The organism is Neolewinella marina (assembly GCF_002631205.1).
Lineage (GTDB): Bacteria > Bacteroidota > Bacteroidia > Chitinophagales > Saprospiraceae > Neolewinella > Neolewinella marina.
Map to the genome: position 1 here is coordinate 1 of NZ_PDLO01000003.1, position 20,585 is coordinate 20,585.

The 20,585-nt window shown below is 60.7% G+C and carries 15 protein-coding genes and 2 rRNA genes; 11 read left to right on the plus strand and 6 right to left on the minus strand.

What is annotated here, in order from left to right:
• The 5 genes from CGL56_RS08375 to CGL56_RS08395 form a co-directional block, all read left to right on the plus strand.
• Window positions 1–90: ribosomal RNA gene (locus CGL56_RS08375) — 23S ribosomal RNA — on the plus strand; the annotation flags it as partial.
• Between the two features lie 240 nt (window positions 91–330).
• Window positions 331–443 (plus strand): 5S ribosomal RNA (gene rrf / locus CGL56_RS08380).
• A 214-nt stretch (window positions 444–657) separates the two neighbouring features.
• Window positions 658–2,160, plus strand: a complete 1,503-nt coding sequence (locus CGL56_RS08385) for a S8 family peptidase (protein ID WP_099106097.1) — start codon at window positions 658–660, stop codon at window positions 2,158–2,160.
• Window positions 2,161–2,176: 16 nt separating this feature from the next.
• Complete coding sequence (locus tag CGL56_RS08390) at window positions 2,177–2,953, plus strand: SDR family oxidoreductase (RefSeq protein ID WP_099106098.1); 777 nt, start codon at window positions 2,177–2,179, stop codon at window positions 2,951–2,953.
• Between the two features lie 10 nt (window positions 2,954–2,963).
• Entirely contained in the window at window positions 2,964–3,512 is a 549-nt protein-coding gene (locus CGL56_RS08395; RefSeq protein WP_099106099.1) for a hypothetical protein, read from the plus strand.
• Here CGL56_RS08395 and CGL56_RS08400 read toward each other — a convergent pair.
• Complete coding sequence (locus tag CGL56_RS08400; protein ID WP_209280284.1) at window positions 3,509–4,780, minus strand: cation:proton antiporter; 1,272 nt, start codon at window positions 4,778–4,780, stop codon at window positions 3,509–3,511. The two genes, CGL56_RS08395 and CGL56_RS08400, sit on opposite strands and share 4 nt — an antisense overlap.
• Window positions 4,781–4,901: 121 nt before the next feature.
• On the opposite strand from CGL56_RS08400, the gene CGL56_RS08405 reads away from it, so the two are divergent.
• Window positions 4,902–6,038, plus strand: coding sequence for an aminotransferase class V-fold PLP-dependent enzyme (locus CGL56_RS08405; protein WP_099106100.1), 1,137 nt, complete (start codon window positions 4,902–4,904; stop codon window positions 6,036–6,038).
• Between the two features lie 70 nt (window positions 6,039–6,108).
• Here CGL56_RS08405 and CGL56_RS08410 read toward each other — a convergent pair whose 3' ends face one another.
• Together CGL56_RS08410 and CGL56_RS08415 are read right to left on the minus strand one after the other, a co-directional pair.
• Window positions 6,109–6,705, minus strand: a complete 597-nt coding sequence (locus tag CGL56_RS08410) for a carboxypeptidase regulatory-like domain-containing protein (protein ID WP_099106101.1) — start codon at window positions 6,703–6,705, stop codon at window positions 6,109–6,111.
• Between the two features lie 302 nt (window positions 6,706–7,007).
• Entirely contained in the window at window positions 7,008–7,601 is a 594-nt protein-coding gene (locus CGL56_RS08415; RefSeq protein WP_143470666.1) for a hypothetical protein, read from the minus strand.
• A 309-nt stretch (window positions 7,602–7,910) separates the two neighbouring features.
• Between CGL56_RS08415 and CGL56_RS08420 the strand changes: the two genes are divergently transcribed.
• Window positions 7,911–8,813, plus strand: coding sequence for a helix-turn-helix domain-containing protein (locus CGL56_RS08420; protein WP_099106509.1), 903 nt, complete (start codon window positions 7,911–7,913; stop codon window positions 8,811–8,813).
• Window positions 8,814–8,834: 21 nt separating this feature from the next.
• Entirely contained in the window at window positions 8,835–10,160 is a 1,326-nt protein-coding gene (locus CGL56_RS08425; protein ID WP_099106103.1) for a DEAD/DEAH box helicase, read from the plus strand.
• A 14-nt stretch (window positions 10,161–10,174) separates the two neighbouring features.
• On the opposite strand, the gene CGL56_RS08430 is transcribed toward CGL56_RS08425, so the two are convergent.
• Together CGL56_RS08430 and fdhD are read right to left on the minus strand one after the other, a co-directional pair.
• A complete protein-coding gene (locus tag CGL56_RS08430) occupies window positions 10,175–12,475 on the minus strand; it encodes an FdhF/YdeP family oxidoreductase (RefSeq protein WP_099106104.1) in 2,301 nt (766 codons plus the stop codon).
• Window positions 12,460–13,323: a formate dehydrogenase accessory sulfurtransferase FdhD gene (fdhD, locus tag CGL56_RS08435; protein ID WP_099106105.1), complete on the minus strand. Its 864-nt coding sequence runs from the start codon at window positions 13,321–13,323 to the stop codon at window positions 12,460–12,462. Before fdhD ends, CGL56_RS08430 begins: the two co-directional genes overlap by 16 nt.
• Before the next feature lie 37 nt (window positions 13,324–13,360).
• Here fdhD and CGL56_RS08440 point away from each other — a divergent pair, with 37 nt between their 5' ends.
• The 3 genes from CGL56_RS08440 (at window position 13,361) to CGL56_RS08450 (ending at window position 18,774) form a co-directional block, all read left to right on the plus strand.
• Complete coding sequence (locus tag CGL56_RS08440) at window positions 13,361–14,317, plus strand: plasmid pRiA4b ORF-3 family protein (protein WP_099106106.1); 957 nt, start codon at window positions 13,361–13,363, stop codon at window positions 14,315–14,317.
• A 48-nt stretch (window positions 14,318–14,365) separates the two neighbouring features.
• Window positions 14,366–17,458, plus strand: coding sequence for a WD40/YVTN/BNR-like repeat-containing protein (locus CGL56_RS08445; RefSeq protein ID WP_099106107.1), 3,093 nt, complete (start codon window positions 14,366–14,368; stop codon window positions 17,456–17,458).
• 797 nt (window positions 17,459–18,255) lie between these two features.
• The gene (locus CGL56_RS08450) at window positions 18,256–18,774 is read left to right on the plus strand and encodes a transposase (protein WP_099106108.1); all 519 of its coding nucleotides are present in this window, start codon (window positions 18,256–18,258) and stop codon (window positions 18,772–18,774) included.
• Between the two features lie 501 nt (window positions 18,775–19,275).
• Here CGL56_RS08450 and CGL56_RS08455 read toward each other — a convergent pair.
• Complete coding sequence (locus CGL56_RS08455) at window positions 19,276–20,481, minus strand: serine hydrolase domain-containing protein (protein WP_099106109.1); 1,206 nt, start codon at window positions 20,479–20,481, stop codon at window positions 19,276–19,278.
• Window positions 20,482–20,585: the final 104 nt, after the last annotated feature.

The following is a 20,585-nucleotide window of genomic DNA, read 5'->3' on the forward strand; positions in this document are numbered from 1 at the left end:
TCGCAGAAGATGACTGCGTTGATAGGCTGTAGGTGGAAGTGTGGTAACGCATGGAGCCGAGCAGTACTAATCGCCCGACAGCTTCCTTTTATTTTTTCTTCGAAATGGGTTAATGGTAGAGGTTGAATCAACCGGCCTGAGACTTATGAGTATTGAAAAGTAACTGGCAGCACGCTTGTTAGAGGGAAAAGTATTTCCTTCGCAATTACGGTCTTTGGTTGATCGGTCGATCCGATCGAGCCGTGAAAAGGACTGAAGCTCTCTTATCTAACTTGTTGATCGTTATCAAAAGAAACGACCGTCGGCGTTCAGGCGTCGGTGGACAAAGACTTTGGTGGCTATTGCGGGCAGGATCACCTCTTACCATTCCGAACAGAGAAGTTAAGCTGCCCCGCGCCGATGGTACTTGGGTTCGTCCCCGGGAGAGTAGGTCGCCGCCAATTTAATGAAAGCCTCATCGCTACCCAGCGGTGGGGCTTTCTCCGTTAGTACAACGCGGTCTCAGACCGCGCCAGCAAAATGCGGCCTCCGGCCGCGAGGTGAGCCACGCTCCACGCGCAACCCCAACCCAATCCCCAACGTTCGATAGATGACCTACGTCGATTAAGCCCGCCGGTCCAGCCCGTCAGGCCTTATATTTAGGAAAACTATCGCTTCATGCTTCTGCTCACCGCCCTCGCCCTGTCGCTCTGGTTCTGGCGCCGTAACCTAAAGGACGCCCCCCTGTGGATGGTCCTGACTTACGCCGGGGTGGGGCTGATCGCCTGGTCCGATTTCAGTTCGGTGTCCTTGGCTACCAACGCTTTCCCCAAGATTCTTAAGGACTTCATCCTCCTCGGCATGGTAGGTTTCGTGCAGTCGATGGCGGTGCGCAAGCAGATTTCGGTGTGGAGCGCGGTCATCCTGATTTTCGCCATGTTCGCGGCCGTTCACTACCTGGAAGACCTCATCGAAGCGGAAGAGGTGCAGGCCTCCAGCGTCGAAGCACCCGTGGAGGGCATCAGCCACCTGGTGGAACTTCGTGAAGGGGCCCAGCCCGGCGAACTGTCGGCCTTTGCCGCGGCGGAAGGTCTGGAGATCGAAAGGGCCTTCTTCCCGGAGGCCGCTTCGGAGACCCTGCTGGACAATTACTATGTCATTGCCGGCATCCCCACCCACGCCGACTGGGAACAGCGACTGAACAAACTGTCGACAGTTACCTATTCCGAGCCGAACGAAACCATCCTCGTAGAACCCTTTATCGAGGCGGAAGAAACGGAAGCACCCGTAAGCGCCAACTCCCTGAGCATCAACGATCCCTTTACCAGTGAGCAATGGGCCATGGAAGTGCTCAATATGGACGATTATTACCGCCTCCTGCACCAGCAGACACCGCGAAAGACGGCCAAGGTGGTCATCCTCGACACCGGGGTGGACGGTGGGCACGAGGACCTGGTCGACAACTACTTCTCCATCGAAAGCAAGTACGACGACGACCCCCACGGCCACGGTACCCACTGTGCCGGGATTGCCGCCGGGGTCACCAACAATGGTCTGGGCATCGGCAGCCTGGCGGGCACGGGCGGGGAAAGCCCCTTCGTCGAGGTAAGCTCCGTAAAGGTGCTGAGCTCCGGCGGAATGGGAACCCAGAAGACGATCATCGCCGGAATCATTGAAGCGGTGGATGAGGGGGCCGACGTGGTATCCCTCAGCCTGGGCGGTCGCAGTACCCAGAGCAGCCAGCGGGCCTATAGCGCCGCGGTGTCCTACGCCCACCGCAATGGAGCCATCGTGGTAGCGGCGGCGGGTAACTCCAACCGGGACGCGAAGGATTTTGCGCCAGCCAACGCCGAGGGCATCATTACGGTCAGCGCCATCGACCAGTTGCTGCTCCGCGCCCCCTTCAGCAACCGCACCGAAAACATAAAGATGGCCATCGCCGCGCCGGGGGTAGGCATCTACAGCACCATCCCGGGGAATGGCTACAAGAGTTACAGTGGCACCAGCATGGCCTGCCCCTTCGTAGCCGGTCTGCTCGGGGTAATGAAGTCGCTTGATCCCGAACTCGATCACCGCCGGGCCTACCAGATCCTTAATTCAACCGGACGGGAGTCCACCGAAACCCGCATCACCGGCCGCATTGTCCAGCCGGCCGCTGCCCTAGCCGCTCTAGTGGAGTAATGTGTACTTTGGCGGGATGGATTTACAAATAGCTGGCAAGTCATTCGCGGTCGGCGGCGCCACCAGTGGACTGGGCAGGGCCATCGCCGAAAGATTAATTGAGGAGGGAGCTACCGTGCTGGGCATCGGTCGCAGAGAGGAAGTCCTGCAGGAGCTGCTCTCCAGGTACGGCAAGGCCTTTATCCCGCTATCAGCTGATCTCACCGATTCCTCCGCCGTTGCCGGGATCGCGGAACAGATGATCAGCCACGGGGTAGCGGGTTGCGTGCTCAATTCCGGAGGCCCACCCCCCGGCAGGGTAGAGGAGCTGTCCATGACCGACTGGGATGACGCCTACGCCAGCACCTTCCGGTGGAAGGTGCAGCTGACCCAGGCGCTGCTGCCCATGATGCGGGAGCGCGGAGCGGGGAAACTGCTCTTTCTTGAAAGCGTTTCCATCAAGCAACCCATCGATAACCTGGTGCTCAGCAACGCTTTCCGGGCGGCGGTTGCCGGGTTCGTGAAGACGCTCAGCCGGGAGGAAGGCGCCCAGGGCATTACCGCGAACATCGTGGCGCCGGGATACCACAATACCGCCCGCATCAGCACCGTGCTCGACAAGGCCGCCGACCTTCAGAAAGTGGATCGCTCCGTGATCGAAAAGGAATTTCTGGCCGAAGTGCCCCTCGGCACCCTTGGTCAACCCGACGATTTCGCCGGTATGGTGGCCTTCCTGTTATCGCCATTCGCCGGATACATCACCGGTCAAACCTTTACCGTGGACGGCGGGATGGTTCGTTACACTACCGGATAAGCCCTAAACCATGAACCTCTTCTACCTTGGACCACCGCCCCCCGGTTTTCTGCCGGGCACCTGGGAATCGCCCCCCCGGCGGTTTGACCGGCAGCCCCTGTTCGAGGTCGATGGTGTGTTCGTATTCTCAGGTCTGACGCCGCTGGAAAAAGACGCCTGCCAATTGCTGGAGCGCAGCGGCCGGCCGACCATCCGGGTGGGGGCCGTTCATGTACCGCTTCACCGGCCGGCCATTGCCAATATCCTCATGGTCCGGGAATACGGGCCGGAGGATGAACTCCCGTTCCTGGCTTGGCTACAGAGCCGGCCGCGTACGAATTACCAGCCCATCGACTGCTCCTTCTATGACCGACTCGAAGCGGCCATCACTACGCGAGAACCCATTGAACTTATCTACCGCATGGGCGATGGGAAAGTCAACGCCATGACCTGCCGACTGGAAGATACCAAGACGGATCAGACGGAAGAATACCTGAAGCTGGAAGGGGAGCACTGGCTCAGGCTCGATCGAATTGTTTCCCTCGACGGGGTACTCATTACCAGGGGCTGCACCTTCTAGCTGTAGCGGGCGGGGCGGCCCATTTTGCGGTCCACCCAGTTCATGACCGGGGTGACACTGAAGCCGTGGAGGAAAATAGAAACCAGCATGGTGAAGTTCACGATCGACCAGATGCCGTCAATGGCCGGAAAAAACTCGGTATTATGGGCGTAAGCCAGGTAGTACAGTGAGCCCACCCCCCGAATGCCGAAGTAGCTGATCGCCAGCTTTTCTTCCCACGGTAGTTTGGAGGGCAGAAAGCTGATCAATCCGGCCAGCGGGCGGATGACGAGCAACAGGGCGAGGCCCACCATGGCCCCAGACCAGGTCAGGTCCTGCAGCCCCCCGGTACCAATAATGCCGCCGAAAGCGATGAGAAAGATGCCAAGCACGGCCTGTTCCACCTGGTCGGCCGCCTCGTAGCTTTCCTTTTCGGCCTTCTTGGCCTCTTCATCGTGGCGTATCCGCCGGCTGGCCACCGAGGCCACGAACACCGCGAGAAATCCGTAGCCTTCCACCATTTCCGTAATTGAGTAGGTAAGCAGGGTAGCGGCGAGAATAAAGAATCCAGACTCAATCTCAGTGTCGCGTGCCTCCGACATCTTGTCCTTGAAACGGAAGAAAATCCACGCCATCCCCTTGCCGATCGCGTAACCCATCAGGGCCCCCATACCCACCCGGTAGCCAAAATCCCACCAGGCCCAGGTCATTAGCGCCGAGCCGATCTCGGGGGCATCCACCAGGGCAATGGCCAGGTACACGAAGGGGAAAGCCAGCCCGTCGTTCAGTCCGGCCTCCAGGGTAAGCCCGAAGCGTACCTCATCTTCCGGGGCATCCTCGTTTGGTGGACCCACCTGCACGTTGGCCGCCAGTACCGGGTCGGTAGGGGAGAGCACGGCGCCCAGCAGAATGGCACTGGCCGGCGCCAGCCCCACCCACCACCAGCCCAGAAAGGCCACGAAGAAGATGGTCAGGGGCATGGCAATCCCCAGGAGGTAGAAACCCGCGCTCCAGTTTCGGAAGCTCGGCTTCCGGTCCAGTTTCAGGCCGGTAGCCGCCAGGCTTACGATCACGATAAATTCCGTTATGTACTCCATCAGCCTCCGGTCCAGGCGCGCGTCCTCGGGGTTCATCAGGGGCAACTCCAGCGGCAAACTGAACACCACAAAGCCAAAGGCCACGTAAATGATCGGCAGGCTGACCATCTGATTGCGAATCAGGCTCGGCAGTATGAAGGTACCGAGCAGGGCAAGTCCGGCCAGGAGCAACAGGAGGATGTGGGTAGTCAAGGCGGGGGGAAAGGATTTGTGGTTCAAACCCCGGCAATCAGACTTGGTTCGTCCGCTTCGCTTCCTTGCTTACCTTGGTGGCCGCGGCACCTGCGTGCGCCCCCCTGATTAACCTGTGACTATGGAATGTTTAGCCGAACTGTTTTCCCTCCAGCCCGGAGAAGCCTACCTGAACGGCGCCAGCCGGTCCCCCCAATTGAAATCCGCCGCCGAAGCCGCCCGCGCTGCCCTGCAGTGGCGGGAGGAGAACAGTAGCATGCCCATTGAAGCCTTCTTCGAGCCGGTGGCCCGCCTGCGGTCCTCCTTTGCCCAACTCATCGGGGCGTCCGAAGCCGACCGGATAGCGCTGATTCCCGCGGCCAGCTACGGGATTGCCACGGTAGCAAAAAACCTGCCCCTCCAGCGTGGCCAGCACATCATTGTCGTTCAGGACCAGTTCCCCAGCAACTACTATGCCTGGCAACGGCGGTGCGCGGACGCAGGTGCCAAGCTCAAAACGGTGGCCCGCCCCAACGATGGAAGTTCGTGGTCGGACCGCGTCCTGGAGGCGATCGATGAAAATACGGCCGCCGTGGCCATCGCCCAGTTGCACTGGTCGGACGGTACCCTCTTCGACCTGGCAGCCCTCCGCGAGCGGACAAACGATGTGGGTGCCTGGCTCATCATCGATGCCACCCAATCGCTTGGGGCCTATCCTTTTGACGTGAACCGGATCCGCCCCGATGCCGTAATCGCGGGGGCGTACAAGTGGCTGTTGGGCCCCTATGGTTGTGGCTACGCCTTCTATGGACCCCGGATGGATGGGGGAGTGCCTCTGGAGGAAAACTGGATCAACCGGGAGGGTAGCCATGACTTTTCCCGCCTGGCCCACTACCAACATGCCTACCGCCCCCTGGCCGCCCGCTATTCGGTGGGGGAACACAGCAATTTTCTCTGCGTGCCCATGCAGCAGGCCGGGCTGGACCTCCTGAACCGCTATGGACCCCAGGCCCTGCAGGACTACACCGCTGGACTATGGGTGGAGGTAGCGCCCGAACTGGCGGAACTTGATATTCACTTGCCAACCTGCCGCGCCCACCATTTGGTAGGAATACGGTTGCCTTCAATCGTCGGGATGGAGCGCCTGACCCGAGAACTTGACCACCGCAAGGTGATGGTGAGCTTCCGTGGCGACCTCGTGCGGGTTAGCCCGAGCTGGTACAACCGCCCCGATGAGTTGCACCGTTTGGCAGAAGCCATTGCTGCGGCACGTTCCTAGTACCAACCACGAAAATGCCCCTTCACCGGGAGGTGAAGGGGCGAAGGCAAACGTCGATCAGGCAAATAGGTCAGTCTACATACAACCGGGTGGAATACACTGGAAGGTCCGTGGCGTACACGGACACGTGGTAGGCCCCGGCGGGTAATCGTTCCAGGTTATAGGCCCGGTGAATGGTGGAGTGGCCGGCCAGTTGCTCGCGCATCAATTCGTTTCCTACCTGGTCGGCCAGTCGGATCTTTACCTTGCCACCTTCGGGGTTCAGGTAATTTACGGTCAGCAGGTCCTCCTTCAGGATCACCCGGGGCAGGTAGTTGCGGGTGGCCAGGGCGGGATCCGCCACGATATCCTGGCTGCTGATGGTCACCGGATGAACGGATTCAGCGACGGCGTCGCGGGCCGTCACCCGGTATTCGCCCGGGGGCAGGGCGGCGAGATTGAACTTACGGTTGAGACGCCCCCCCACGGTGAGTTGAGAGGTGTGGAGGATGCGCCCGTCGGCGTCGACGATCCGTATCGTAGCTGCGTGCTTTACCGGAGCTGCCGTCTGCAGGATGAGGGCCCGGCCACTAGGGTCAACCTGAACCAGTAGTTCTATCGGGTTGCCACTGGCAAAGAGTGATAGATGGAAAGTGATGAAAAAGAGAAGGGATAAAGCCGTTTTCATGATGGTGGTATTTAGGGTTGAAAATTTTGGTGCTTGTCTCCGGAAGCCGCTTTTGGCCCCCGGACATGATCAACTCCTAATACCCCAAAGATCAGCCCGTCCCCAACCCGGTCTGCCGCATAAATTAGCGAGGATGACGCAGCATTTAGCCGGGCGAAAATCATTTTCACGGGCCTGATGCCTCTTCGCCGGACCCCTTTCACACCGACTGCCATGTGCAACGGGGCGGTGGTGGAAGCCAAAAAAAAGCCCCCTCACCGGAAGGTGAGGGGGCGAAACTTAAAGTCGATCATGCAAAATTCTTAGTTCACGAAGAGACGCGTAGTGTATGCGGAAATTTCGGGGGCCGATACCGTCACGTAGTAGTGACCGGCCGGAAGCTTTTCGAGGTTGTACGCCCGTTGCACGGTTTTCGCGGCGGGCAGCTGGTCGCTTATCAGTTCGTTGCCGACCTGGTCGGAGAGGCTGATGTTCACCTTGCTGCCCTGGGAGTTGAGGTAGTTGATGGTAAGCAAGTCCTCCTGCAACTTCACCCGGGGAAAGAAGGCGCGGGTAGCCAGGGCGGGGTCGGCCTGGATGCCGGTCTGGTTGACGACGATGGGCTGGATGGTTTTGCCAAGGGCGTCGGTAACGACGATCTTGTACTCACCGACGGGAAGGGCGGAAAGCTGGAAGCGGGTATTCAGGTAACTGCCGGCGGTCAGCTCGGCCTTGTGCAACACTAAACCTTTAGTGTCAACGATTTGTACTGTAGTCTGGTCATCTACCGGAGCCACCGTCCGCATGGTCAGGGTGTGTGAGGTAGGATCTGCTTGAACCACCAGGTCAATGGGATTGATCGAAGCAAACAGCGATGCGCTGAACAGGATCAAGAACAGAGAAAGTGACGTTTTCATGGTCAAATAATTTGGGGTTGATAAATACTTTTCAGTTTTGCGTGGGTCGATTGGCTCGACTGCCGCACATGATCAACTCCTGATACCACAAAGGTCGGGTGCCCCGGCATCCGTTTAAACGCATAAATTGTCGAGGGCAGCGCACATTTTGACCGCCTCCCCGGAGTGGGATAAAATGCGCGCAGGCCGGGGTAATTCTTGCCTATTTCATCGCGTAACCAAGCCCAACTTTGGGGTGTTTAATGCCCTGCCTATCGGGTCGAAATCACGGCCACCTTGTCTTATAGCCCCCACTCAACCACAATGAATATGGAGACGATCTCCCAGCCCGTTCGCGAGCGCGTTACCCCGGTGCCCGGAACCTCCTTCCTCGTCAAACACTACGCGGAACCGAAGAAACGGGTCAACAAACTGCCCAAGTGGCATTACCACCCTGAACTGGAGCTGGTGTACGTCCGCGGTGGCCACGGCCGCCGGCACGTCGGTAGTCACATCAGTCACTATCAGGACGGCGAGCTGATCCTGATCGGTTCCAACCTGCCTCACCTCGGCTTCACGGACCGGATGTCCAATAACGAGAAGGAAACGGTGGTGCAGTTTGCGCCCAGCTTTCCGAACTACGAGTTCCTGGACCTGCCCGAAATGCGGCGCGTCAAGGAACTGATGCACCGGGCCCGCAACGGCATCAGCTTTCACGGCACCACCCGCATGGTACAGGGCGGTCGGCTGGAGCGGCTGATCGACCTGCCCCCCCTGGGGCGCCTGCTGCTGCTGGTCGACATTCTCAACGAGCTGGCCAACAGCACCGAATACGAGAGCCTCAACGCCGAAGGCTTTCACCTGGAGATCGAGACCCACGGCTACGACCGCTTCAACCAGCTGCAGGAGTTCATCGGGGCCAACTTCGACCGCGACATCTCCCTCGACGAAGTTGCCGGGGTGGCCGCCATGACCGTCCCGGCATTTTGCCGCTACTTCAAGAAGACCACCGGAAAGACCTTCGTGACATTCCTGAACGATTTCCGCATCGTGTATTCCTGCAAGTTGCTGGCCGACGACCACAGCACGGTGCAGAACGTGGCCTTCGACAGTGGTTTCAATACCGTAAGCCAGTTCAACCGGGCCTTTAAAAAGCATACCGGAATGACGGCCACGGAGTACCGCGCCAAGTTCCGCCTCAACGTCAGCGGACAGCTTCCCGGCTACGAGTAAGGACCGCTGTATCTTGTGCCCATGACCTTCGCCGACCTCAACCTGTCCAAATTCCAGCTCTCCGCCCTTGCCGACCTCGGGCTCGAGCATCCGACGCCCATCCAGGAGCGCGCCTTCCCGGTGGTGATGTCCGGACGCGACGTGGTGGGCATTGCCCAGACGGGTACCGGCAAGACGCTGGCCTATCTGCTGCCGCTGCTCCGGAAGTGGACCTTTCAGAAGCATCCCTTCCCCCAGACGCTCATCATCGTGCCCACCCGGGAACTGGTGGTGCAGGTGGTCGAGGAGATCGACAAGCTGACGGCCTACCAGAACGTGGTGACGGTTGGCGTCTACGGCGGCGTAAACCTGAAGGTCCACGCCGCGGCCGTCGAACAGGGTTGCGACTTTGTAGTCGGTACGCCGGGCCGCCTTTACGACCTCACGGTGACGGGCAGCCTGAAGTTCCGGGCCCTCCGCCACCTGGTCATCGATGAAGTAGACGAACTGCTGGAACTGGGTTTCCTGCCGCAGCTCACCAAGATCCTGGAACTGATGCCCGAGCGCCGGCAGAATCTGCTATTCTCCGCTACCATGGTGCCGGAAGTGGAAGCCATCATCGACGCCACCTTCAATTTTCCGGAAACCGTGGAAGCCGCACCCACCGGTACCCCCCTCGACAATATTGCCCAATTCGGCTACCGGGTGCCGAACTTCAACACCAAGGTTAACCTGCTGCTGCACCTCCTCACGGACGCGGATACATACCACCGGGTGCTGGTCTTCACCCCCGGAAAGCGGTTCGCCGATCTGCTGGCCGACCAGCTGGAAGAAGCCTTCCCCGGACAGGTGGGCGTTATCCACGGCAACAAGAGCCAGAACTACCGCTTCAACAGCCTGGAGCGCTTTCAGTCGGGCGAGCACCGCATGCTTATCGCCACCGACCTGGTGAGCCGCGGCTTGGACCTGAGTGACGTTTCCCACGTCATCAACCTGGACACCCCCGAACAGCCGGAAAACTACATCCACCGCATCGGCCGTACCGGGCGGGCCGACAAGCAGGGCACCGCCGTCACCTTCACCACCGAAGCCGAACTGGCGGACCTGGAAGCCATCGAAGCACTGATGGACCGGAAGCTGGAAGTACTGCCCCTGCCGGAAGCCGTGACCGTATCGGAGGAGTTGATCCCGGAAGAAATGCCCCAGTCCCAGCAGCCCATCGTGGAAACGAAGATCCAGGTCAGCAACCAGGGAGCCTTCCACGAAAAGAAGGAAACCAACAAGAAGCGGCCCATGACGCGACAGGAACTCCAGGAGTACCGCCGTCGGAAAAAGGCCCGCGGCCGCAAGAGCAAGAAGCGAAAATAGGGTTAACCCGCACCTTACTGCCCCCCGTTTTCCTGTTCCGGAGTGGGGAAGATGCGCACCCGCACCGACTTGCTGATCGGGCAGTTGCTGCCCCGGGCGGTAACCCCGGTGGGGACCAGCACGTTGGCCTCCGGAAAGTACAGGGCTACGCAGCCCCGGGGGATGGAGTAGGGGACAAGCTGAAAGGTTCGGGCCCAGCGGTCCACCCCGTCGTACCGGCTCTTCAGGTCCACTACCGAACCGGCGGAAGCGCCCAGCTGGGCTACATCGTCCGGGTGCATCAGCACTACACGGCGCTCGTTGTGGATGCCTCGGTAGCGGTCGTGCAGACCGTAGATGGTGGTATTGTACTGGTCGTGACTGCGTACGGTGGTCATCAGGAATTCTCCCTCCTCCAGGCGGTTTGGCGTCAGGGCGCTGGTAGAAAACTGCGCCTTCCCGGTGGCGGTATCGAAGCGCCGTTCCCGCGGTCCGTTGGGCAGGTAGAAGCCGGCCGGCTGCCGCACCTTTTTGTTGTAGTCCTCAAAGCCCGGTATGCAGGCGGCAATGGCGTCGCGGATGAGGTCATAATCCTTGCGGTAGGCTACCCAGGGTACCTGCGACTCGGGCAGCGTGAGGCGGCCCAGTTCACATACGATGGCGCACTCGCTCATCAGGTTCATGTCGTCGGCCTCCAGCACCCCCTTGCTCATCTGCACCACGCCCATGCTGTTCTCACAGCTTACGAATTGCTCTCCGCTGGCCTGGAGGTCCACCTCCGTGCGGCCCAGGCAGGGCAGGATCAGGGCTTCCCTGCCGTGAACGAGGTGGCTGCGGTTCAGCTTGGTGGATACGTGGACCGTCATGGCGCAACGGCGCAGCCCGCGGGCCGTGCGTTCCGTATCCGGGGTGGCGCTGAGAAAGTTGCCCCCCATGCCCATGAAAAAACTGACGCGGCCTTCCTCCATGGCGTGGATGGCGCGCACCGTGTCGTACCCCTCCTCGGTGGGCGGCTCGAAGTGGTAGTGGGTACGCAAGGCCTCGGCGAGTTCGGGCTTGAGCTTGTCCCAAATGCCCATGGTGCGGTCGCCCTGTACGTTGCTGTGGCCCCGCACCGGGCAAATTCCCGCCCCGGGCCGCCCGATGTTTCCCTTAACCAGCAGGAGGTTGATGAGTTCCTTGATGGTGTCGACGCTGTTCTCGTGCTGCGTCAGGCCCATGGCGTAGCAGATGATGATGCGGCCGGAACCGTGGATCAGTCCGGCGCTTTCCTCCACTTCGTCTCGGCTCAGTCCGGTGTTCGCGATGCATTCGTCGAGGTCGGTGGTCCGCAGCATTTCCGCCAGGGCGGGGTAGCCGGAGGTATACTCCCGAATAAAGTCCTGGTCAAAGTATGTTCCGGGATCTTGCTGTTCCCGGTCGTAAAGAATCTTCAGCCACGCGCGCAGCAGCGACTGGTCCTCATTCACCTTTACCTGCAGGAAGAGGTCGGTGAGCTCCGTGCCCCGGGTGACCATTTTCCAGGGGCGTTGGGGGTTCGAGAAGCGGATCAGTCCGGTTTCCGGCAGGGGGTTCACGCTGATCATCCGCCCGCCGTTTTCCTTCATCTTCTCGAGGGCCGAGAGCATGCGGGGGTGGTTGGTGCCCGGGTTCTGTCCCATGCAGATGACCAAGTCGGCCTGGTGGATGTCTTCCAGGGTGACGCTGCCCTTGCCCAGCCCGATCACTTCGGCCAGCGCGTGGCTGGTGCTTTCGTGGCACATATTCGAGCAGTCGGGCAGGTTGTTGGTGCCGTATTGTCGGGCAAAAAGCTGGTAGAGGAAGGCTGCCTCGTTGCTGGTGCGGCCCGAGGTATAGAAGACGGCCTCGTCCGGCTGGATCGCTTGCAGGTGATCGGCCATCATGCCAAAGGCTTCGGCCCAGGTTACCGGTGCGTAGTGGGTGGCGCCGGGGCGCAGGTGCAGGGGCTGGGCAATTCGGCCGCTTTTGCCCAGTTCGTAGTCGGTCCATCTCCCGAGTTCCTCCACCGAGTGTTCGGCGAAAAAGTCGGCGCCAATGCGGCGCTTGGTGGCTTCCTCGGCGATGGCCTTGACACCGTTCTCGCAGTATTCGGCCATGGGGGCGCGGCTGCCGTCGGGGTCGGGCCAGGCGCAGCCCGGGCAGTCGAATCCCCCCTTCTGGTTCAGCTTGGAGAGGGTTTCCAGTCCTTCGCCCACGTGCATGTATTCGTTTACGTGCTTGAGGCTGTACCGCAGGGCGGGCAGTCCGGCCGCAATGGAACTTGGGGGCTTGATTTTCAGGTCGGTCAGGCGTTCGGGGGTCAGTTCGCTGGGCATGGTGGTGGGGTTAGGGTTTCCGGGGTGGGGGAGTGAGTGATCCGCCCGGGGTGGGAATAGCAATTGAGGGATTCCGGTTTAACAAATCCGCAGAGGGTGATGCCCTGCTCCCCGGTCAGCTCCACCGCCAGGGAGGAGGGGGCTCCGACGCTGAGAACGCAGCCGATGCCGGCCATGGCAGCCTTCTGCAAGAGCTCGAAGCTGGCCCGCCCGCTGAGCACCAGGATGGAACGGTAGAGGGGCAGCGCGTCGCGCTGGTGGAAGTGGCCGATTAGCTTGTCGAGGGCGTTGTGGCGCCCCACGTCTTCCGCCAGGTGCAGCAGGTGGCCGCTGAGGTCGAAGAGCCCGGCGGCGTGGATTCCGCCGGTGCGGTCAAAGAGTTGCTGGGCTTCCCGGAGCCGGTCGGGCAGGGCGTACAGCAGGTCTACGGGTACCCGCCACCGGCGGGTATCGTCGGGGAAGGGCAGGGCCTGGTACACCTGTTCCACCGACGTCTTGCCGCAGACGCCGCAGCTGCTGGAGGTGTAGGTGTGACGGTCGAGGGGTCGCAGGTCCAGGGGCAACTGCTCCGGCCAAGGCAGTTCGAGGGAATTCCCCGGAACCAGTGCGCCGCCGCCCAGTCGCTGCCCCGGGGGCAACAACCCTTCGGTGAACAGGAAGCCGATGGCCAGGTCGCGGTCCCGGCCCGGCGTGCGCATGGTAACGGCCGCCACCCGCCGCCGGCCCCCGACCAGGAGGGCAATTTCCAGGGGCTCCTCTACGGCAAGCTTATCGGTCACCTCCTCCGTCCCCCGGCGGGAAAACCGGTGAATCGTCTGGTCTTTACTGCCGGGGAAATTAGGGTCCATACGGGTGGTGTGTATCTTTGCGGAGAAGCCGCAACCTATGTCAACCGACAATTTACAACAAGCCATTGCAACGGCCGTCGCCGACGTCCGCAGCCAGTTCCCCGCGCTGAGTGATCACGACGTGACCGAAGCCTACCGGAGCTACCTCCAGCACTTTTCCGAGCGGGAGGACGAGCCCCCGGTATCCTACCAACCGGAAGTGGACGAGCTGCTGCTGGCCATCTGGGATGTGATCGTCGACCGGGAAACCGAAGGGCTGGATCACCCGGAAGGCGACCTGGAAGACTTTTACGCCGCGGCCTTCACCGGTCTGCTGTCGCTGGATCCCGCTCCGGCCCTCGCCAACGAGCCCGTAGCCGTACCCGAAACCGTGGAGGAGAACCCTTCCGACCCCGCCCCGGTGGCCGATGCGGAAGGCGAGGATGACCTTGGCGGCGACATGGCCGCCCAGGAGACCTCACCGCTGGAGCCCGTTTTCCTGCTGCGCATTACCCTCGATGGCAGCCAGCCCACCATCTGGCGGGAGGTGCTGGTGCCGGCCGACGTGCGGCAGACGCAGCTCCACCACATCATCCAGGCGGCCATGGGCTGGCGGGGCACGGAAGATTTTCAGTTCTTCCCCTCCCAGCACCGCGAACAAACCGGTCCCGGTGAACCCCAACTGGGCGACCTGCTGGGCAAGGTAGGCGAACAGTGTGGCTACGAGTTCGACAACTGGTACCATGACCTGGAGCTCAGGGACATCCGCACGCCCCACGGGAGCAACCACTACCCCGTGTGCACGGCCGGAGAGCGGGCCTGCCCCCCCCAGGACATCGGCGGGGTAGCGGCCTACAACGAAAAGATCAAGATTCTGAATGACCCCAGCCACTACGAATATGAGGAGTTGGCCAGTTGGCTGACCCAGGACTTCAATCCGGGCGCCTTCAACATCCAGCAGGCCAATCTGCGACTGGGGCAGTACGGCGACCATAGCTTCCAGGCCGTGGTATAGGCGGGTTCGGGGATATGGTTATCTTCATCCCCAAACCAAATCCAACCTATGCGACTGTTTTCTACCGTATTCCTGGTCCTGTGCTGCGTGGCACTGATGGCCCAGGAAGTGGACGAGAAGTTCTATTCCTCTCTCCAGTTTCGAAATATCGGGCCCTTCCGGGGCGGGCGCTCCGCCGCCGTGACCGGCGTGGCCGGCAAGCCCAACCTCTACTACTTCGGCGCCACCGGTGGCGGCGTTTGGCAGACGAAGGATGGGGGACAAACCTGGACCAACCTCTCCGACGGATACTTCGGCGGCAGCATAGGGGCCGTCACGGTAGCGGAAAGTAATCCCAACATCCTCTACGTCGGTGGCGGAGAGCAGACCGTACGCGGCAACGTGAGCTACGGCAGCGGGATGTGGAAGTCCATCGATGCCGGCAAGACCTGGGAGCAGATTGGACTGGAAGACAGCCGCCACATCTCCCGCGTACGGGTACACCCCCGCGACCCGGACCTGGTGTACGCCGCCGTGATGGGCGACCTCTACAAGGATACCGAAACCCGAGGCGTCTACCGCAGCAAGGACGGTGGCCAGAACTGGGAACGCATCCTCTTCGCCAACGCCGGCGCCGGTGCCGTGGACCTGAGCATGGACCCCTCCAACCCCCGCGTACTCTACGCCTCGACCTGGAAGATCCGCCGCACCCCCTACAGCCTTGAAAGTGGTGGGGAGGGCAGCGGCCTCTGGAAAACCACCGACGGGGGCGATACCTGGACGGAAATTACCGGCAACAAGGGATTGCCCAAGGGCACCTGGGGCATCAGCGGCGTATCGGTGAGCCCCGTGGACCCGAGCCGGGTGTACGCCATCATTGAGAACGAAAACGGCGGTGTCTACGTCAGCAACGACGCTGGGGAGACCTGGTCGGCCCGTAGCGACGACCGGGCCCTGCGGCAGCGCGCCTGGTATTACACCCGCATCTACGCCGACCCCCAGGAGCTCGACGGGGTCTACGTGATGAACGTGAGCTACCACCACAGCACCGACGGCGGCCGTACCTTCAAATCCAATAACGCCCCCCACGGCGACCACCACGACCTCTGGATCGCACCGGAAAACAACGAGCGGATGGTCATCGCCGACGACGGCGGGGCCCAGGTGTCCTTCGACCAGGGCGAAAACTGGAGCACCTACCACAACCAGCCTACCGCCCAGTTCTACCGGGTGGTTACCGACAATGCCTTCCCCTACCGCATCTACGGGGCCCAGCAGGACAACAGCACCGTACGGATCAGCCACCGGTCCGACGGGCGCACCATTGGTGAATCCGACTGGGAAGAAACCGCCGGCGGAGAATCGGCCCACATTGCGCCGGACCCCGAGAATCCCGACATCGTCTACGGCGGCAGTTACGGCGGCTTCCTGACGCGCTACGACCACGAGAACAACCAGGTCCGCGCCATCAACGTATGGCCCGACAACCCGATGGGTTACGGTGCGGAAGGGATGAAGTACCGCTTCCAGTGGAACTTCCCCATCTTCTTCAGCCCCCACGATGCCGATGTACTCTACACCACCAGCCAGCACGTACACCGCAGCACCGACGAAGGAGAAAGCTGGGAAATCATCAGCCCCGACCTCACCCGCAACGAGGCGGAAAAACTGAAGAGCAGTGGTGGACCCATCACCCAGGACAATACCGGGGTGGAGTACTACGCAACCATCTTTGCCGCCGTGGAAAGCCCCCGGGAAGCCGGAGTGATCTGGGCGGGCAGCGACGATGGACTCATCCACGTGACCCGCGACAACGGCAAAACCTGGACGGACGTAACCCCCAAGGCTGCCCCCAAGTACATCATGTGGAACAGCCTGGACGTCGATCAGCGGAAGGATGGAGGCATCTACGCCGCCGGAACTTCCTACAAGAGCGGAGATTACACCCCTTACCTCTTCCACAGCGGCGACTACGGCAAGACCTGGCGGCGGATTGACGCGGGTATTCCGCGCACCGACTTCACCCGGGTGGTGCGTCAGTACCCCGGCAACCCTGAAGTACTGGTGGCCGGTACGGAAAGCGGCCTGTACATCACCCTCAACGACGGCAAGAGCTGGCGGCCCTTCCAGCAGAACCTGCCCATCGTGCCCGTTACTGACCTGACGTTCAAGGACGACGACCTCATCGTCGCTACCCAGGGGCGCAGCTTCTGGGTGATGGACGACCTGACCCCCCTGAAGCAGCTCGGCCAGGTGGCGAAAGATGCCGATTTCCACCTCTTCAAGCCGGCGGACGCCTGGCGTATGGGCGGCAGCAGCCGCAGTAGTCGCACCGAAGGGCAGAACCACCCGGGCGGCGTAAACTTCCAGCTGTTCCTCAGCGAGAAAGCCGCCAAGGACTCCCTGCCCATGACCCTGGCCATCCTGCAGGAGGGGGACACCATCCGCCAGTGGAGCACCACGGCCGAGAAGAAGGAGAACAAACTGGAACTGAAAGCCGGAGGACAGACCGTCAACTGGGACATGCAGTACCCCGACGGCGTGGAGTTTGACAACATGATCCTGTGGTGGGCGGGCACCGGTGGCCCCATGGCCCTGCCCGGCGACTACCAGGTGGCGTTCTCCTACGGAGAGCGGAAGCAGGTACGTGACTTCACCATCAAGCCGGACCCCCGCGTCCAGGCTTCCGAGGAGGACCGCCAGGCTCAGTTTGCCTTCATGAAGGAGGTGCAGGACAAGACCAGCGAAGCTCACCAGGTGATCATCGACCTCCGACAGCTGCGTGGCCAGATCAAGGAACTCCAGCAGCGGATCGATAACCAGGAAGTCATCGACTTCGGTAAGTCCATCATGGACAGCCTGACGGCCATCGAGGAGACGCTTTACCAGACGAAGAACCGCAGTGGTCAGGACCCCCTCAATTACCCCATCCGCCTGACCAACAAACTGGCCCACCTGAACAGCCTGACCGGCATCGGTACCTACCGGCCCACCGCCGCGGCCTACGCCGTCAAGGAGGAGCTCACCGCCCAGATCGACGCCGAACTGGAAGCCTACCGAACCATCGTCCGGGAAAAGGTCCCGGCCTACAACCAGCTGATCCTGGAGCGTGGCGTCCAGGTGATCAGCCCGCCCAACCGCAAAAGCAGCGCCCGGAAGTAACCGCCGCCGCTGAATGATATAGCCTCTTCTCAAGTAATGGGAAGAGGCTTTTTTTGTGTCAAGAGGCTTCCAAACGCTAAGGTGGGACGGTTGGGCGGTCCGAAGCGATGCTCACGACTGTATGTGGGATTGCTCGGATACTTTCGATCCGGTCGGAGGAGCCCCGGACCCTCCACCCGCTGGGTGGAGGAGGTGTGTGCTACGGCTATTTAGAATATGGCCCACACGGCGTGTGGGCGGTCCGCCTTTGGACCCTCCGCCCGCCGGGTGGAGGAGATGTGTGCTACGGCTGTTTAGCATATGGCCCACGCGGCGTGTGGGCGGTCCGCCTTTGGACCCTCCGCCCGCCGGGTGGAGGAGATGTGTGCTACGGCTGTTTAGCATATGGCCCACACGGCGTGTGGGCTGCCCGGTGGCGGACCCTCCACCCGCCGGGTGGAGGGGATGTGTGCCACGGCTATTTAGAATATGGCCCACACGGCGTGTGGGCGGTCCGCCTTTGGACCCTTCTCCCGCCAAGTGGAGAAAGTGCAGGCCATTGGTATTAAATTATGGCCTACAGGGCGTGTGGGCTGCCCGGTAGCGGACCCTCCACCCGCCGGGTGGAGAAACTTTCGACTGGGATGGTTTGAAATACAGTACAAGCAGCGTGTGGACCAGCCCCCTATCTTCTCAAGCTCTTTACCTGAAATTAGTATTCCGTAAGACCAGCTTACGACTATCCACTGGATGAGGTCTTCTACCAAGTCAGCAACGCATTATTTTCTAGGCCCTATTCAGGAGCACACAACGTCGCCATGGAGTTCAAGAACTGCGACATCACCCGGGATGCCGTTCACATCATTTACCGTTTACACGGAAGCATACCCCAGCATTTGGGGGAGCAATTAGCTATCTCGTATCGCCGGGCCAGAGAAGCAGTAGAAGTTGAATTCGGGATCGAGACGACGGACGACCTGATCGAGCAACAAAAGCAGGATAGGCTGAGAAACCTTCAGGAGGAATATCAGCTCAGATACGATCAGCTGCTTGACCGCATTCAGGAAGGACCGCGATTGCTGGAAGATCCTGAAATTAAGCAGTTAATCATTGACCAGTGGCTGTTCAACGAGCAAAGGGGGCTGGTAGAAGTGTATGCGATATCTGTAATGTCGAATCACGTACATGTTCTGTTGGCCCATCCGGACGAATACGGCGTTACACCTTTCAGGTCCCTACTTGAAGCTCACAAACGATACACGGCCCGTTTAATCAATAAAAAGTTGGACAGGCCAGGTCGTAGAGTCTGGGCAAGTAAGGCGTTCGACCGGGATTGACGAGGCAATACCTTTGGTAAGGTGTTTTGGTACATCCTGAACAATCCCGTCAAGGCTGGTCTGACCAACAACCCTTTATCCTGGCCTGGAAATTATTATATGAAAAGCCTGGTGGATGGCTGAGCAGATGGAGGATGAAGTGAGGTCGGGGAAGTAATAATTTGTATCCTCCTCCCGCCGGGTGGAGAAGCTGTAGAACATTGGCTTTTAGTGCATGGCCCACACGGCGTGTGGGCGGTCCGCCCCGGATCCTCCACCCGCCGGGTGGAGAAGCTGTAACTACTACTTAATTGAAGCATGGCCCCCACGGCGTGTGGGCGGTCCGCCTTCGGATCCTCCACCCGCCGGGTGGAGAAGCTGTAACTACTACTTAATTGAAGCATGGCCCACACGGCGTGTGGGCGGTCCGCCCCCGGATCCACCAGTTGGCGGGTAGTAAAGTTGGAAGCCGGCACTGTTTGGCATATGGCCCACACGGCGTGTGGGCGGTCCGGCCAGCACCTACTCGCCCAGCGCCTGGTACACCATTTGCCGGAACTTCCGCTCGAGGTAGCCGGAGTAGGGCGAACGTTGCGACATCATGATGGCAATCATGTTTTCGGCGGGGTCCACGAAGAAGTAGGTGGAGTAGGCGCCACTCCAGAAGTATTGCCCTTCCGAACTAATGGTACCGTATTCGGCTACGTCGGTGATGATGCCGAAGCCGAGGCCGAAGCCCTGTCCGTCCTCCCGCATGTCGCCTACGTGGTTACGGGTCATCAATTCTACGGTCTTGGGGCTGAGGTACTGCCGCCCGTCGAGTTCTCCCTTGTTGAGGAGCATGCGGGCGAAGCGGAGGTAGTCCTGGGCCGTGGAATAAAGGCCGTGGGTGCCCCCGAAAATGGTGTTCCCGCTACTGGGCAGCTGCATGGCGGCCCGGGTAAGGGAGCTGTCGGTTGCCGTGTGGTTGGCGACCAGCCAGGAGGCTTGGTCCGCCGGAATGTTGTAACCGGTATCGGCCATTCCCAGGGGGTCGAAGAGCCGTTCCTGGAGAAATTCCGCTACGGTTTGTCCGGAGAATACCTCGATGAGCCGGGCCAGGATATCGGGGGAGGCGCTGTAGTACCACTGCTCGCCGGGTTGCCCGACCAGGGGCAGGGTAGCGAGGGTATTCACCCGGCTGGCGAGATCGGCCTTGGGTTTGAAGTACAGTTCCCGGGCAATCTCGTTGTCGAGTTTCGTGCCACCCAGGCCGTGGGAGAAGCCCGCGGTGTGGGCAAGTACCTGTTCGATGGTTACCTGGCTCTCGGCGGGGACGGTAGCGACGCCGATGCCCTCGTCCGTATTTTTCGCGACGCGCAGGTTCTTGAATTCGGGCAGGTATTTGGACACGGGGTCGGTAAGCTGGAAGAGGCCCTCCTGGTAGAGCATCATGATCGCTACCGACACGATCGGTTTGGTCATGGACATCAGGTGGTACAGCTGGTTTTCCTGGAGAGGGGTGCCTGTGGTGAGGTCACTCACGCCCTGTACATTGTGGTAGGCGAGAGTGCCGTTGCGGAAGATGATGGTTTCGGCCATCGGCAGGGTGCCGGCGTCGATTTCCCTTTCGATCCAGTCGCCGTAGCGGGCCAGCCCCTTTTCCGTCAGGCCGGTGGTTCCGGCATACTGCGCGTACGCGGGTGCCAGGGAAAAGAGTAATAGCAGGGTGAGCAGGGTGTGGCGCATGATCGTAGGGGTAAATAGTATTACCGAAAGTAAGCCAAAAAACAGGAAGCCCCCGCAACCATTGGCTGCGGGGGCTTCTTTCGGTAGCAAGCGGGGTTACCGGC